Source organism: Agrobacterium tumefaciens (assembly GCA_025559845.1).
Taxonomy (GTDB): Bacteria; Pseudomonadota; Alphaproteobacteria; order Rhizobiales; family Rhizobiaceae; genus Agrobacterium.
This window is the reverse complement of record CP048470.1, coordinates 1,695,552-1,709,980: the sequence shown is the minus strand read 5'-3', so window position 1 is coordinate 1,709,980 and position 14,429 is coordinate 1,695,552. Positions and strand designations below refer to the sequence as shown.

Below are 14,429 nucleotides of genomic sequence, written 5' to 3'. Positions count from 1 at the left end.
CATGACTTTGCTCAATATCAAAAACCTTAATCTGGCGATGCGCAGCTTCGAAGGTGAAACACAAATCCTGCATGGCATCGATCTCAAGGTCGAGCGCGGAGAAATATGGGGGATGGTCGGGGAAACCGGCTCCGGCAAATCGCTGACGGGCCTTTCCGTTTCGCGTCTCATTCCGCCCGCGACCGGCCGCTATCTCGCCGGATCGATCGAATTTGAAGGCCGCGACATGCTCAAGGCCAACGAGAAAGAAATGCGCTCGTTGCGCGGGCGCAAAATCGGCATGATATTTCAGGATCCGACGACAAACCTTAATCCCGTCTTCCGCATCGGAACGCAATTGGTCGATGTCGCCATTCATGCCGGCCACGCCGACCCGACGGTCCTCGGCCTCGAGCCCGGCGCCTCGTCAGGCGATCGCAAGAAGGCCGCCAGACGTGTGGCCGTGGAAATGCTGGACAAGGTCGGCATTCCCAAGGCAGCCGAACGCATCCATGATTACCCCCATCAGTTTTCCGGCGGCATGCGTCAGCGCGTCCTGATCGCCATGGCCATGATCGGAAAGCCGGACCTACTGATTGCCGACGAGCCAACCACCGCGCTCGACGTGTCGGTACAAGCCCAGATCCTGAAACTTATCCACGACCTGGTAGCCGAACGGAACATCGGCGTGCTGATGATTACCCACAATCTCGGTGTGGTGGCGCAAGTCTGTTCGCATGTCGCCGTGATGTATCGCGGTCGCATTCTCGAACGCGGCACCGTGATGGAAGTTTTGAAAAAACCAGCCCATGCCTATACAAAGGCCCTACTCAACGCGATCCCAACAGCCCAGACCAAACGCGGTGAACTTCGCGGCCTTGGCGGCGTCATGCCGGAGGTTCAGTAATGCTTGAGATCAAAAACGTCTCAAAAATTTTCCCCGGCCAGCGCAAGGGCCTGTTCGGGCGCACAGAAGGTTTTTGTGCCCTCGATGATATCAATCTGCGGGTAGAGAAAGGCAAGAGCTTCGGGCTCGTTGGCGAGTCCGGCTCCGGCAAGACGACTTTGACGCGTTGCATCCTGCGGCTCGAAATGCTGACATCCGGCAATATCCTCTATGACGGTGCAAACATCAGCAAACTCAATCCAACCGAGATGCGGCGCCTGCGGGCCCGGCTACAGATTGTCTTCCAGGACCCCTACGCCTCGCTGAACCCACGTATGACGGTCCATGACATCGTCGCCGAGCCGCTGGTTATCCATCGTGACATCGTCCCTATGTCATCGCGCCAGCAAACCGAACGCGTACTGGAACTGTTGCTGCAGGTGGGACTGCGCGAGGAACATCTTTTCCGATATCCGCATGAATTTTCGGGCGGCCAGCGCCAGCGTATCGGTATTGCCCGCGCACTTGCCGTCAAACCGGAATTCCTGATTCTTGACGAACCGACCTCGGCACTCGACGTCTCGGTCCAGGCTGATGTTTTGAACCTTCTGCACAGGTTGCAGGACGAACTCGGGCTCACATACTTCTTCATCAGTCACGATCTCGGCGTCATCAGATACATCTGTGATGACGTTGCTGTCATCTATCGTGGAAAGCTGGTTGAAAGCGGCCCGGTTGAGGATATCTTCGACAGACCGAAGAACGACTATACACGCCTGCTGATCGACGCGATGCCAGACCCTGATCCGGATCGCTCTCCCTTCCGCAAAGCTGTGTCCGCATAAAACCCTGGAGCAAGCATGACCATCGACGCCCTGTCACTCGCCGCACTTGCCGATGAAGCCAAGACCTGGCGTCGGACCATCCACCAGCATCCGGAACTGCTTTTCGATCTGCCGAAGACAGCAGCACTGGTCACTGAAAAGCTGAAGGAATTCGGTTGCGACGAGGTGGTGGGCGGCATCGCCAGAACAGGCGTGGTAGCTGTTATCAATGGTAACAGGGGGCCAGGCCGCACGATCGCACTGCGCTCGGACATGGATGCCCTGCCCATGTCGGAACAGACAAACCTGCCATACGCATCCAAAGTCGAAAACATAATGCACGCCTGCGGCCATGACGGCCACACGGCCATGCTGCTGGCCACAGCCAAGCGACTGGCCGAGAGCCGCGACTTTGCCGGCAAGGCCGTGCTGATCTTCCAGCCTGCTGAAGAAGGCGGCGCTGGAGCAAGGGTCATGATCGAAGAAGGCATCCTGGAACGCTTCGGCATCGAGGAAGTCTACGGCATGCATAATGAGCCGGGTCTCGATGTCGGTTCATTTGCCATCCGAAGCGGCCCGATGATGGCCGGCGGCGATCGTTTTGTCATCACGATCATTGGCAAGGGTGGCCATGCGGCTTATCCGCACCTGTCACATGATCCGGTTTTGGCTGGCGCGCAGATGATCGTTGCGCTGCAGGCAATCGCATCGCGCTTCACCAATCCTTTCGATCCCGTCGTTGTCTCGATCACCTTCATGGAAGGTGGCAATGCGGGAGCGCTCAACGTCATCCCCGCGTCGATCAGAATCGGCGGCACCATCAGGACCATGAATTCGGAAACCCGAAAAATGGTGGAGGAGCGTTTCCGCGAGGTTGTCGTGAGCACTGCAAAATCTTTTGGTGCGGAAGCAGTTATCGACTGGCGGCCGGGTTATCCGGTAACGGTCAACGATCCCGAAAAAACGAAAATTGCCGCTGCGGCAGCAAGCGCCGTCGCGGGCGTCGACAAAGTCGATACAAACTGGCCGGCAACCATGGGCTCTGAAGATTTTTCCTACATGCTGGAAAAGCGGCCGGGCGCATTCATATGGCTTGGCAATGGCGACAGCGCCGATCTGCACAATCCTGCCTACGACTTCAACGACGACGCAATCGCCCATGGCATCCGGTACTGGCTGTCACTTGTCGGCGAGCGGCTTGATGGAGCCACCGCCTGATCAAGGCCGGTTTCCAAGCGTCGTAGTCAAAAGAGAAAAATCGATACCGCTGCACGCGAAAGAAGATCGCGTGCAATGTTCGCTCTACAACTCGTCCAGCGTTTCGTTCAGTGCCTCTATGCTGCGAAGGCGGGTCCGCCCCTCTGTGCCCGCCCTTTCGAGGCAGCGCGTGATGAGGAGATGGCAGAGCGCCATCACCGCCGTGTGATTGAATAAAGGTCCCGGTGCCAGTGTCTGGCACTGGAAATGCCAGGCAGCATTGGTTTCGAACGGAGCGCCTTCGTCGGTGATATACAGAAGCTGTGCTTTTGATCGCCGAACCTGTTCAATGATCGCATGTGACTGAGTGGTTCTGCGGCGCAGGCCGAAGAAAACCACGACATCATTTTCAGCGATGCTGACCAGATGCTCGCCCATGGTTTGTCCGGCGCCGGGAATAACGGCAATGCTTTCGATAACCTGTGTGAGTTGCCATTGGAGATAGGCTGCAAAGGGGTGGCTGCTCCGGAAACCGACGACCCACACCTTGCGTGCATGCAGCATTGCGTTGACGGCAGCGTCGATCTGGCTTTCCGTAACAGCAAGAAACGTGGCTTCGAGATTGGCTACAGCCTGTGCGACGTGCGCCTTTATCGATTGCTCTGCCCCGACATCGGCAGCGCTCGCCAGAAAGAGCCGGGAGCCCGTCTGCTTTTCCGCTCGGGCGTGGCGCCTTGCCTCTTCGTAGTTCTCATATCCAAGCCGCTTGATGAAACGGGTCACCGTTGCCTTGGAAACATGTGCAAGGGCCGCAAGCTCCTGCGCCGAGTAGCTGGCGAGTTCACCAGGAAAATCGCAGACGAACTCTCCAATCCGCTTTTCGGCGGGATGAAGCTCTGGCAGAGCTTGCCTGACGCGAAACAGAAACGATCTTTCCTTTGGCACGGGATACTCCGGCAAATTCTCAACGCGGCAAGCTTCAGCCGCCATCACACGGCTTGCAACAGAAAAAGCAGCGGGGTGCAAGGTCGACAACGCCGGATATCCGTCACAGTTGCAAGGTCGATGCGTGGCTTTCCATTTCCAACGCCTTAACAAGCCGTTCCACCGCCGAACGGATCGGTGCGATAATGGGCGCAGAGAGAGCGCGTTGCAGATCATCGGCCGCCTGGCCGAGCGGCCCGCCACCGATGATAACCACATCGGCACCGTCCTTTTCGAAACATTCCCGAGCCGCGATTTCAAGCGCCGCGTGTAAAGCCTGAGGATCTGATGCGAGCCGCTGCGGATCTCCCTTCGTCAATCGGGTGCCGGTAAAGAGCGACGCAAAGCCGAATGTCTGCGCCTTGGCGGCAAAACTCTCGACAAGGTCGGGCGTCACGGTGGCGATCCCGAACCGTCGCCCACCGGCTGAAGCCTCCATCATGCTGGCCTGGCAGATCCCGACCGACGGCAGACCGGTTACGGCCGCGAGACGCTCCAACCCCGGATCGCCGAACGCGCAGACGATCAAGCCGTCGCTACGGGCTGCTAGTTCAATCCCCATCTCCACGACGCCATCGGCGGCGGCAGCCAATTGCGCATCATTGAGGATCATCGGCACGCCACGCCCTGCCGTCACCCCCTCGATTTCAAGCCTCGCCGGCAGGTAGCTACGGGCGATGTTGGTCATCATTGTTGTGGTGACATGTGACGTATTCGGGTTGATCAGTCCTATGCGTTTCATCATTCCTGCGAGACCACGAGGGGCCACCCGCCCTATCTGGTTTTTATCAATTCGGGAAAAGACATGCGACACCCGCCCCGCCGGAAAGTGGCGCGAGTGGCGGAACCTGCGTGCGGCAGAGATCCGTGACCTGCGTACAGCGCGGTGCGAAAGCACACCCCGGCGGCATAGCGGCCAGATCGGGTGGTGCCCCAGGAATGGTGATCAGTCGATCACGTCCATCGGCGAGTTCGACACGCGCGCCAAGCAGACCTTTTGTATAGGGATGGCGCGGGTTACGGATGATATCGCCAACCACCCCCTCCTCCACTATACGGCCCGCATACATGACAGCAATACGATCTGCCACTTCAGCCGCCACGCCAATATCGTGGGTCACGAAGATGACGGACAGGCCATATTCGCGTTGGAGTTCACGAATAAGCAGCAGGATCTGGATCTGCACTGTCGCGTCCAGTGCTGTCGTCGGCTCGTCGGCCAACAGGACTTTCGGATTGCACGCAAGCGCCATCGCGATCATGGCACGCTGAAGCATACCTCCTGACATTTCGTGAGGATAATTGGCAAGACGCCGCTCTGGCGAGGGGATACGGACCTTCTGGAACAGCGCGAGCGCCCGTTCTGCAGCCACACTGCGGGACACCTTTTCATGCCGCATGATGGTCTCCTCTATCTGCCGACCCACCGTGTAGACGGGATCAAGTGCAAGACGAGGCTCCTGAAAAACCATCGAGACCACAGCCCCTCGCAAATCGGCAAGCGCACGGTTGGAGAGCCCCAAGACATCACGCCCATCGACTGTCATGCCGCCTTCAATCAAGGTTCCCTTGGGATGAAGCCGCAACAACGAGCGCATCGTCACGCTCTTGCCCGAACCGGATTCACCGAGCAATGCGACCACTTCTCCTGGTTTGACGGACAGGCTGACACCGTTGACGGCCTTCACCGCCTTTCCGCCACGCCGAAATGTCACCGAAAGGTTGTTGATATCGATCATCGCATCATTCTGCATGGGTCATGCCTCCATCATTACAGGCGCGCGGCTATGACCGGAGCCAGGGACCGCCATGAGACAGGCTGCGGCCTGATCACCGGAAATATCGGTCAACGGTGGCAAAGTCCGCTGGCAGACATCCTCCGCAAGACTGCAGCGGGTGTGGAAACGGCAACCGGACGGTGGATCGATCGGGTTCGGCGGATCGCCCGTCAACGGCGGCGCTTCGGTTCGCTCGGCCGGGTCCATCTTCGGCATAGAGGCCAAAAGTGCCGCCGAATAGGGATGTGTTGTATTTCCGTAAATCGCGTCGCGACTGCCGACTTCCGCCACCTTCCCGAGATACATGACCATGACCCGATCGCACATGAAGCGGACGACGTTGAGGTCGTGCGAGATGAACAGATAGGTGAGACCGAAGTCGCGTTTAAGATCGAGAAGCAAGTTGAGCACCTGCGCCTCCACCGATTTGTCGAGGGCAGAGACCGCCTCATCCAGAATGACAAGCCGGGGCTCCAGCGCAAGAGCGCGGGCGATATTGACGCGTTGGCGCTGACCGCCGGAAAGCTCATGGGGATAGCGCCCTGCGAACCGTGACGGCTCGAGACCAACCCGGTGAAGCAGGTCATGAGCCGTCACGATTGCCTTTGCAGCCGGCGTTCCGTGCACCTGTGGAGCAAAGGCAATGGATTCCTCGATCGTCAGCCTTGGATTGAGGGAGGCGTAACTATCCTGAAAAACCATCTGCACCTGACGGCGATAGGCAGAAAGCGGCAAGGCACCCCCGACCGTTTCACCGTCGAAGAGAATTTCGCCTGCGTCAGGCTCGATCAGTTGCATGAGAAGGCGTGCCGTCGTCGACTTTCCGCAACCGCTCTCACCGACGACGCCGAGTGTCTCTCCTTTCAGGATATCGAAATCGACCCCATCTACCGCGCGCACCACTTTTTTTGGTTTGAGAAAGCCACTGCCCTTCACCGGGAAGTGTTTGAGGAGCCCGCGAGCGGAGATCAACGGCTGGGCAGGGCCGCCCCGTTCACCCACAGGCAGTTCGAAAGCCGGTTTTCCTACGATGCTGATCATGACTTCACGTCCATGGCTGTGCGCAGCCCGTCTGAGAAAAGGTTGAAGCAGATCGAAGTGATGAAAATCATCACGCCGGGAAGAGCCGCGACGAAGGGATTGGTATAAATCGCCGTGCGCAACGTATTGAGCATAAGCCCCCATTCTGCATCAGGCGGGCGCACACCCAGCCCCAGAAATGACAGGCCGGACGCGAGGATCATCGACACCGAAATCAGGCTCGTGGCGAAGACAAAAATCGGGCCTAGGACGTTTCCAAGGATGTGCACGCGAATGATGGTGAAGGCTGGAGCACCCGACGCACGCGCCGCATCGACGTAATCCAGCTTGCGTACCTGCGTTGTCACGCTTTCTGCGACGCGCGCGATCTGCGGAATGAACACAACGGTCAAAGAGACCAGCGCGTTTGTGAGGCCGGACCCGAGTGCTCCCGACAGGGCAACGGCAAGAAGCACTGATGGAAAGGCATAGAACACATCGACCGTGCGCATGATGAGTGTGTTGGTCAGGCCACCGGCGTAGCCAGCAATGATGCCGATTGCCGAGCCGATCACAAATGCGATCGGCACCGGCACCACCCCCATGATCAGGGACAGCCGTGCACCATGGATCAAACGCGACAGCATATCGCGCCCGAGTTCGTCGGTTCCAAGAATGTATCCCGCGGTTCCAATCGGTTTCAGACGACGGATCACACTGCCCTTCGCCGGGTCGTACGGCGCAAGATACGGTGCGAAGATAGCGATCAGCACCAGGAGAACGAGAAGTGCCAGCGCCGCCATCGCGACCGGATCGCGACAGAGACGTCTTAAAACGCCGCTCCAGAAACCGGGGGACTTGGCAATTTTCTCGACGGGAATTTCGGATGCTGTGGTGATGGCGACCATGGTCAGCTCCTCTGGATACGGGGATCGATGGCGCTCTGCAACACGTCGACCAGAAGGTTGAGGACAACGAAAAACATCGCAAGCACCAGGATGGTGCCTTGCAGGATCGGCAAATCACGGGTGAAGATTGCACCATTCAGAAGAAAACCGGTGCCGGGCCAGGAAAATACCGTCTCGATCAGGATTGACCCACCAAGAAGATACCCCAGTTGCAGCCCCATCACGGACAGCGCTGTTGGCGCGGCGTTGCGCACCACATGGCGCAGAATATGACCTCGCATCAGTCCCTTGGCCGCAAGCGCCTGGGTGAAATCCTGGGCAAGAATATCTGCCACCAGAGAACGGATCGTCCGGGCGATGATCCCCATCGGAATGACCGACATGGTGACTGCCGGCAGGACGAGATACTGGAGATATTCCCAACTGAAGCTTCGACCGGATGACCCACCCGGACCGCCCCCCATTGCCGGCAACCAGCCAAGCGTAACGGAAAAGGTGATAACCAGCACCATGCCAAGCCAGTAATGCGGCACGCTGACGCCAAGCATCGATACGCCCGACGACAGGCGATCAACCCATCCACCGCGAAAGACACCGGCGAGAAACCCGAGCGTTGCCCCGCCAACGAAGCCGATCACTGCCGCGGACAAGGCAAGAATGATCGAATTGATCGACGCATCGATGATATCGGCGAGAACAGGACGGCCGGTTGCAATCGACGTCCCGAGATCGCCCTGCACCGCATGCCATACCCAAAGTGCATATTGCACCGGCAAGGGGCGGTCGAGACCGTAAAACGCACGCATCTGTGCCTGCATTTCCGCTGAGGCATCCGAAGGCAAGATCGCGGCAAGCGGATCGCCGGGGGCAATATGGATCAGCATGAAGCAGACAATGCTCACGCCGATCGTGACGGGAATGACATGCAACAGTCGTTTTAGCGCGTAGAGCAGCATGATGTCCTCGTGAGGGTCAGATCGGGCATCGGAAATGACAGGGCGGGTCCATGACCCGCCCTGTCGCTGCGCAAAAATCAGGGATCGATAGAGATCGTCGAAAAGTCCTGGAACCAGTTCTGTGCCTGAACGAAGCCCTTGACCTTGGTGGACATGGCGCGCGGGTTGACGTCATGTGTCACCATCAAGAAAAGCGCGTCGTCGACATATTTCTCGTGGATCTTCTGGAGCACCTTGTCCTGCTCAGCCGCATCGAAGGTGGTGCGTACCTGGTTGAACAGGGCGTCCATGTCCTGGTCACAGTAATAACCCCAGTTGGTGCCATTTGGTGGCGCCAGATTGCACTGCGACTGACGGATCAATGCCGTGAAAGGGTCCTGGATGAAGTAGCTGTAGTTTACGGCCGTGGCGCCCTTTGCGCTCGGGTCCTTGGCACCGGCGCGCCAGATGTTGATCACAGTATTCCAGTCGGCAACCTCATATTCGACGTTTATGCCGATTTCCGATAGTGTCTGCTGGATGTATTCGTTCATGGCGAGCGGCAGCATCTGGCCAGAACCTGAGGAAGAGATAACAACCTTCGTGGTGATGGGTTTGTCCGGCCCGTAGCCAGCTTCGGCCATCAGTTTTTTGGCTTCCTCGACATTGTATTCGAGCTTGAACGTCGGCTTGCCGAACCACTGATGGCCAGGTGGCAAATACCCCTGGGCCGGGACGGAAAGACCGCCGAGCAGTTCATTGAGGCCTTCGCGATCAACGGCAAGGTTGGCAGCCTTGCGAACGCGGATATCGTTCCACGGCGATCCCTCAACGCGCGAGAGATGCCACGTCCAGTTATGTGGGTAGGAATTGGTGACGATGCTGAAACCGGCATCTTTCAGCGACTTGACCGAATCCGGCGCAGGCGCCTCGATCCAGTCCACCTGACCAGAGCGCAGAGCAGCCACGCGGGTGTTTGGCTCGGGAAGGGGTACAAGGACAAGCTTGTCGAGCTTCGGAACGCGCGCCTTGTCCCAATATTCCTTGTTGGGGGTCAATTCAGCCCGCTCACGCGGCGTGAAGCCGCTTTCCATTTTCCATGGACCTGTCCCGGAAGGCTTCTGGGCAACGGCATCCCAGTTCTTGCCCTGAGCTTCCCAGTTTGCAGGCGAGGACATGAGAACCCAGCTCAACTGGTAGGGAAGCGTCGCATCCGGGGTCTTGGTGACGATTTCAACCGTCAGCGGATCAATGACCTTGTAGGAGGCAACCGCTGGAATGCGGGACTTGCCCTGTGCCGACTGACGCTTGTCGAACTGAGGCGCGTCCGTCACCAACAGCTTGTCGAGGTTCCAGACCACTGCTGCGGCATCGAATGTGCTGCCGTCATGGAATTTGACGCCATCACGCAGTTTGAACGTCCACTTGGTCTTGTCAGACTGATCGACGTCCCACGAGGTCGCAAGCGCCGGGATCAGAGCAGACGGCTTGTCTGCGCTCGAAAGGTCCCATTCGATCAAGGCGTTATAAAGCGTGTATCCCATGAAGCGCTGGCCTTCGCCACCCTGGTCGGTCTGGCCGGTGGTGAGCGGTATGTCGGAGGCGGTCATGCCGATACGAAGCGTCCCGGCCGCCAGGGCTTCAGACACATGTCCGGCCATCAGCGAGACCATGGCGGCGCCCGCCAGCGCTGCCATCCGCAGACCTTTGAGCATAGGAGGCGTCTTCCCGGATATCTGCATCATGCTGTTCCCTCTTTTTGTTTGCCCCTGGGCCCCTGCCCAGTCGAAAAAGAGGATGCAGATTTCATGCCAGTTTGTATGAAACTACAATTTCATATTGATTATCATTATGATAACTGAAATTTCCAAGAAATGACGCGTAATTGCGCAATGTAATAACCTGATGAAAATCTAAGCTGCGCGACAAGCATTTGCCGAAACAAGCAGCCATTGCGATGTCGCACGTTGCTTTAAACCTCACACCGGACAACAGACTGGCATGGATCAACGCCGCAGGCTGTTCTGATGGCGACACCGAAGCCTCATCCGTTTTCACTATATTGCGAACACTCCCGAAATCGGGTGCATCACGACAGAAGTGTAAGCGGTATTTCTTCACGCACGGCAGAAGAAACCAGTTGGATTACCAAAGGCGAGCACGCTAAGTTCACGCGCTGTTTCAGGGGACTCAAAGGAGAGAAAATTGGCTACAGGTTTGATTGCGCTGCTCGATGACATAGCTGCTATTGCAAAGCTTGCCGCCGCTTCTCTTGATGACGTTGCCGCACAAACGGCAAAGGCAAGTGCAAAGGCTGCGGGCGTCGTCATCGACGACACAGCGGTTACACCTGCCTATGTCATCGGACTTTCGCCCAAAAGGGAGCTGCCGATTATCTGGCGGATCACGCTCGGCTCGCTTCGCAACAAACTCATATTTCTGCTGCCGATCTGCTTGTTGCTGGGATACTTTGCACCTGCGCTCATCACACCGCTCCTGATGGTTGGCGGCGCCTATCTTTGCTTTGAGGGCGCAGAAAAACTGCATGAATATTTTGCCGGCCACGACCACTCCGGTGACGAGGTCGCAGCTGCAACCATTGATGCCGCAGAACTGGAAACGCAAAAGGTAAACGGTGCCATTCGCACCGACTTCATCCTCTCGGCCGAAATCATGGCTCTGACCTTGGCAGGCGTCTCCACATCCGATCTTTATACGCAGGCAGCCGTTCTGGCAGCCGTCGGCATATTGATAACCGTTGCAGTTTACGGCGTCGTCGCATTCATCGTCAAAGCCGACGATATTGGGCTACACTTGGCTGAAAACGGCCCAGGCTTCATGAAGTCGTTCGGTCGAGGTCTCGTGAAAGGGGTCCCCGTGTTCCTGACCTGGCTTGCTGCCATAGGAACCGCTGCAATGTTGTGGGTCGGCGGCAGCATTATCATTCACGGCCTGGCAGCGTTCGGACTGCACCAACCGGAGCACTTTATCGAACATGCCGCAGAAGCCGCCGCAAATGCCCTTCCCGCAGGTCATGGAGCAGTAAACTGGCTCGTTTCGGCACTCTTCCAAGCTTTGCTCGGCATTGCTGTCGGAGCAGTGGTCATTGTTTTCTACCGCGTCTGGAAGAGCCTGCGGAAATGACCCGAGATCATTCTTCCTGTTGAGCGGCGAGGCTCTCTCGCGCTGGCGCAGCCGTCAAGCGGTCATCGCCATCCGTGTGGGAATTGCGGCTTGATCCGTTGATGTTGCGGCGAATGATCTGACGAACCTTATACTTCATGAGTGCCGCATTCACCTCTGCCCCCAGCATGAATATAACCCCCACCATATAGAGGAACACCAGAACTACCATAACCGAGGCGAGGCCCGCATAAGTGGCGGCGTAATTGGCGAAGGTGGAAAGATAATAGGCAAAGATCGCTGCGCCTATTGCCCAGAACAGCACCGTCAGAAGAATGCCCGGCCAGACATCCCAGATGCGGCGTTTGCCCGCAGGGAGCCACAGATGCGCCGCGATAAGTCCTACGATCAGCATGAAGACCGTGCCGTATAAGCCGAGGCTCGAGACAGTGTTGAGAATATCCGTCAGCCACGGAAAGCGCTGTTCGGCAAGTGATGTAGCCACCGGGACCGCGACCAGGACAATGCTGATACCGGCAAACACGACGACGGCAATCAGAACGTAAAACAGACTGAGCAGACGCGTCACATACCACCAACGCGTCTCCGAAACCCGGTAGGCGCGGTTCAACGAAATTCGCAGAGCCTCGACGCCGTTCGAGGCAAAGTAGGCCGCTGCCAGAACAGACACAGTCAGCAGGCCACCACGCGGTATGGTCAAGACCTGCTGGACCTGCGCAGCGAGCGGCGCAGCGATCGTCTCCGGCCATATATCAAAGATCAGATGCACTGCCGTTTCCGAAAACTGGTCGGCACCGAGAAAGCCGGCAAGCGCCGTGCCGAAAATCAGGAAAGGGAACAGTGCCAGCAGAATGGAGAGTGCCATATGGCTCGCCATAGCCCAGCCGTCATCCTCGGTAAAATGGGAATAGGCGTCGAAGGCAACCTTGCCTGCCAGGCGTACTGCGGCAACCATGTCACCTCCACTCATCCGCAATTCAATTGTAACTCTTTCCCGAATATGGGAAATCAGCTTCGTTTTGTACAGCGCACAAGCCCACCATTCGGTTCCCGAAATGCACAGGCTTTCACGCAAAGCAAATAGCCGTGCCCGAACATCGAGGGCAAGTTTCATTCGAAATCCGGAGCATCCGATGTCCGAAAAGCCCGTCATCATCATTACCGGATGCTCCTCAGGTATCGGTGCTTTTTGTGCAGGCGCATTGCACCGCGATGGTTGGCGGGTTTTCGCAACAGTCCGCCACATCGTCGACATGGCCGCGCTGGAAAATCAGGGCATTGAAACCCTCATCATGGACTATACCAAGCCGGAGACGATCGCAGCTTTGGTCAAGACAGTTGCCGAAAGAACCGGAGGGCGCATTGACGCGCTTTTCAACAATGGCGCCTACGGCCAGCCGGGCGCGGTCGAGGATTTGCCGGTTGAAGCGTTAAGGCGGCAGTTTGAAACCAACGTCTTTGGCTGGCATGACCTGACCCGCCAGGTTCTTCCCTTCATGCGCAAGCAAGGCCAGGGCCGCATCGTGCATTGCTCGTCCATCCTGGGATTGGTTCCCTACCGATATCGCGGAGCATATACCGCCTCCAAATTCGCCATCGAAGGCCTCGGGGTCACGTTGCGTATGGAGCTTCAAGGCAGCGGCATTCATGTCAGCCTGATCGAGCCGGGCCCAATTGCCTCGAAATTTACGGCAACGGCGCTTGCTCACATCAAGGATAATATCGATCTCGAAAATTCCGCTCACGCGACGGAATACAAACGCCAGCTTGCGCGGATGGACGGATCGGGACCAGTCAATCGCCACAAGCTCGGCCCGGACGCCGTCTACCATGTGTTGAAACACGCCTTGACCGCCGCCAATCCCAAACCCCATTATCCCGTCACCGTTCCAGCCAAGCAGGGTCTGCTGCTGAAACGGCTTTTGCCTGCCGGATTGTTCTACCGTCTGCTGCGCAGGTTCGATTGAGGAGGAACACCCCGTATGTCCGGTTTCACCACCGTTCTCGCCCTGATTGTCATGGGCCTCGTTGTCATCGTGCTGATAAAGGGGCTCTTCAACATGCTGAAAGGTCAGGATGCCAACCGCTCAAACAAGCTGATGCAGCTTCGTCTTCTGCTTCAGGCTGTTGCCATCGTCCTCATCATGCTGACGCTTTGGCTGACAGGCGGTGGCCGTTGACATGGTGAAACTCAACAAGATCTATACCCGTACCGGTGACAAGGGCACAACAGCACTGGTATCGGGACCGCGCCGTCTCAAGTATGACTTGCGCGTTGAAGCCTACGGTACGGTCGACGAAACGAACTCCTCCATTGGTGTCGCGCGCCTCTATACGAAGGACATGGCGGATGTCGATGCGATGCTGTTTCGCATTCAGAACGACCTCTTCGACCTTGGCGCCGATCTTGCAACGCCGGAAACGAATGAGCCACCCGCCTGGGAACCGTTACGCATCGTCGAAAGCCAGGTGACACGCCTGGAAAACGAGATCGATCAGCTCAATGACAAGCTTGAACCGTTGACCTCCTTCGTATTGCCGGGCGGCAGTGCGGCAGCCGCACATCTGCATCTGGCACGCACCATCTGCCGGAGAGCAGAAAGGCTGATGGTTGAACTGTCCGTTAGCGAAAACGAAACTGTTAGCGCGGCAGCCATCAAATATGCCAACCGTCTCTCGGATTTCCTGTTCGTCGCCGCGCGCTATGCAAACGATACCGGTAAAGCCGATATCCTCTGGGTCCCCGGCCAGAACAGATAAAATCGAACGGGTGC

At 57.5% G+C, this 14,429-nt stretch carries 15 protein-coding genes and 1 pseudogene; 7 read left to right on the top strand and 9 right to left on the bottom strand.

Annotated elements, in window-relative coordinates:
* Position 1: 1 nt before the first annotated feature.
* From FY156_24330 to FY156_24320, 3 genes are read left to right on the top strand one after another with little or no spacing between them, the layout of a single operon-like run.
* Positions 2-886, top strand: coding sequence for an ABC transporter ATP-binding protein (locus FY156_24330; protein ID UXS04586.1), 885 nt, complete (start codon positions 2-4; stop codon positions 884-886).
* Positions 886-1,710 carry an ABC transporter ATP-binding protein gene (locus FY156_24325; GenBank protein ID UXS04585.1) on the top strand — a complete coding sequence of 275 codons (825 nt, stop codon included), beginning with the start codon at positions 886-888 and terminating at the stop codon, positions 1,708-1,710. The genes FY156_24330 and FY156_24325 overlap by 1 nt, the downstream gene beginning before the upstream one ends.
* A 15-nt stretch (positions 1,711-1,725) precedes the next feature.
* Positions 1,726-2,907, top strand: a complete 1,182-nt coding sequence (locus tag FY156_24320; protein UXS04584.1) for an amidohydrolase — start codon at positions 1,726-1,728, stop codon at positions 2,905-2,907.
* Positions 2,908-2,991: 84 nt separating this feature from the next.
* Here the strand turns inward: FY156_24320 and FY156_24315 are convergent, their stop codons facing one another.
* From FY156_24315 to FY156_24280, 8 genes are all read right to left on the bottom strand, one after another.
* A complete protein-coding gene (locus tag FY156_24315; protein ID UXS05232.1) occupies positions 2,992-3,876 on the bottom strand; it encodes a MurR/RpiR family transcriptional regulator in 885 nt (294 codons plus the stop codon).
* Positions 3,877-3,934: 58 nt separating this feature from the next.
* Positions 3,935-4,612, bottom strand: coding sequence for an aspartate/glutamate racemase family protein (locus tag FY156_24310; GenBank protein ID UXS04583.1), 678 nt, complete (start codon positions 4,610-4,612; stop codon positions 3,935-3,937).
* A 46-nt stretch (positions 4,613-4,658) separates the two neighbouring features.
* The gene (locus FY156_24305; protein UXS04582.1) at positions 4,659-5,624 is read right to left on the bottom strand and encodes an ABC transporter ATP-binding protein; all 966 of its coding nucleotides are present in this window, start codon (positions 5,622-5,624) and stop codon (positions 4,659-4,661) included.
* Between the two features lie 3 nt (positions 5,625-5,627).
* Positions 5,628-6,689: an ABC transporter ATP-binding protein gene (locus tag FY156_24300; GenBank protein ID UXS04581.1), complete on the bottom strand. Its 1,062-nt coding sequence runs from the start codon at positions 6,687-6,689 to the stop codon at positions 5,628-5,630.
* A complete protein-coding gene (locus tag FY156_24295) occupies positions 6,686-7,576 on the bottom strand; it encodes an ABC transporter permease (protein UXS04580.1) in 891 nt (296 codons plus the stop codon). The genes FY156_24300 and FY156_24295 overlap by 4 nt, the downstream gene beginning before the upstream one ends.
* 2 nt (positions 7,577-7,578) lie before the next feature.
* On the bottom strand, positions 7,579-8,532 hold the full coding sequence (locus tag FY156_24290; protein UXS04579.1) for an ABC transporter permease: 954 nt from the start codon (positions 8,530-8,532) through the stop codon (positions 7,579-7,581).
* A 77-nt stretch (positions 8,533-8,609) separates the two neighbouring features.
* Entirely contained in the window at positions 8,610-10,226 is a 1,617-nt protein-coding gene (locus FY156_24285; GenBank protein UXS05231.1) for an ABC transporter substrate-binding protein, read from the bottom strand.
* Between the two features lie 91 nt (positions 10,227-10,317).
* Positions 10,318-10,569 carry a hypothetical protein gene (locus tag FY156_24280; GenBank protein UXS04578.1) on the bottom strand — a complete coding sequence of 84 codons (252 nt, stop codon included), beginning with the start codon at positions 10,567-10,569 and terminating at the stop codon, positions 10,318-10,320.
* 147 nt (positions 10,570-10,716) lie between these two features.
* Between FY156_24280 and FY156_24275 the strand changes: the two genes are divergently transcribed.
* The gene (locus FY156_24275) at positions 10,717-11,655 is read left to right on the top strand and encodes a DUF808 domain-containing protein (GenBank protein ID UXS04577.1); all 939 of its coding nucleotides are present in this window, start codon (positions 10,717-10,719) and stop codon (positions 11,653-11,655) included.
* 91 nt (positions 11,656-11,746) lie between these two features.
* Here the strand turns inward: FY156_24275 and FY156_24270 are convergent.
* Positions 11,747-12,610: pseudogene (locus tag FY156_24270) on the bottom strand (YihY/virulence factor BrkB family protein).
* Positions 12,611-12,788: 178 nt separating this feature from the next.
* Between FY156_24270 and FY156_24265 the strand changes: the two are divergent.
* Genes FY156_24265 through FY156_24255 form a run of 3 tightly spaced genes read left to right on the top strand, consistent with a single transcriptional unit; the run spans position 12,789 to position 14,415 of the window.
* Positions 12,789-13,622, top strand: a complete 834-nt coding sequence (locus FY156_24265) for an SDR family oxidoreductase (protein ID UXS04576.1) — start codon at positions 12,789-12,791, stop codon at positions 13,620-13,622.
* Between the two features lie 15 nt (positions 13,623-13,637).
* The gene (locus tag FY156_24260; GenBank protein UXS04575.1) at positions 13,638-13,835 is read left to right on the top strand and encodes a twin transmembrane helix small protein; all 198 of its coding nucleotides are present in this window, start codon (positions 13,638-13,640) and stop codon (positions 13,833-13,835) included.
* A 1-nt stretch (position 13,836) separates the two neighbouring features.
* Positions 13,837-14,415, top strand: coding sequence for a cob(I)yrinic acid a,c-diamide adenosyltransferase (locus FY156_24255; GenBank protein UXS04574.1), 579 nt, complete (start codon positions 13,837-13,839; stop codon positions 14,413-14,415).
* The last annotated feature ends 14 nt before the right edge of the window (positions 14,416-14,429 follow it).

What these genes read in the sequence shown, in the direction of transcription:
- FY156_24290 (UXS04579.1), bottom strand. Translation starts at nt 8,532, where the DNA reads ATGCTGCTCTACGCGCTAAAACGACTGTTGCATGTCATTCCCGTCACG.
- FY156_24320 (UXS04584.1), top strand. Translation starts at nt 1,726, where the DNA reads ATGACCATCGACGCCCTGTCACTCGCCGCACTTGCCGATGAAGCCAAG.
- FY156_24315 (UXS05232.1), bottom strand. Translation starts at nt 3,876, where the DNA reads ATGGCGGCTGAAGCTTGCCGCGTTGAGAATTTGCCGGAGTATCCCGTG.
- FY156_24305 (UXS04582.1), bottom strand. Translation starts at nt 5,624, where the DNA reads ATGCAGAATGATGCGATGATCGATATCAACAACCTTTCGGTGACATTT.
- FY156_24260 (UXS04575.1), top strand. Translation starts at nt 13,638, where the DNA reads ATGTCCGGTTTCACCACCGTTCTCGCCCTGATTGTCATGGGCCTCGTT.
- FY156_24255 (UXS04574.1), top strand. Translation starts at nt 13,837, where the DNA reads ATGGTGAAACTCAACAAGATCTATACCCGTACCGGTGACAAGGGCACA.
- FY156_24285 (UXS05231.1), bottom strand. Translation starts at nt 10,226, where the DNA reads ATGCTCAAAGGTCTGCGGATGGCAGCGCTGGCGGGCGCCGCCATGGTC.
- FY156_24265 (UXS04576.1), top strand. Translation starts at nt 12,789, where the DNA reads ATGTCCGAAAAGCCCGTCATCATCATTACCGGATGCTCCTCAGGTATC.
- FY156_24300 (UXS04581.1), bottom strand. Translation starts at nt 6,689, where the DNA reads ATGATCAGCATCGTAGGAAAACCGGCTTTCGAACTGCCTGTGGGTGAA.
- FY156_24295 (UXS04580.1), bottom strand. Translation starts at nt 7,576, where the DNA reads ATGGTCGCCATCACCACAGCATCCGAAATTCCCGTCGAGAAAATTGCC.
- FY156_24330 (UXS04586.1), top strand. Translation starts at nt 2, where the DNA reads ATGACTTTGCTCAATATCAAAAACCTTAATCTGGCGATGCGCAGCTTC.
- FY156_24325 (UXS04585.1), top strand. Translation starts at nt 886, where the DNA reads ATGCTTGAGATCAAAAACGTCTCAAAAATTTTCCCCGGCCAGCGCAAG.
- FY156_24310 (UXS04583.1), bottom strand. Translation starts at nt 4,612, where the DNA reads ATGAAACGCATAGGACTGATCAACCCGAATACGTCACATGTCACCACA.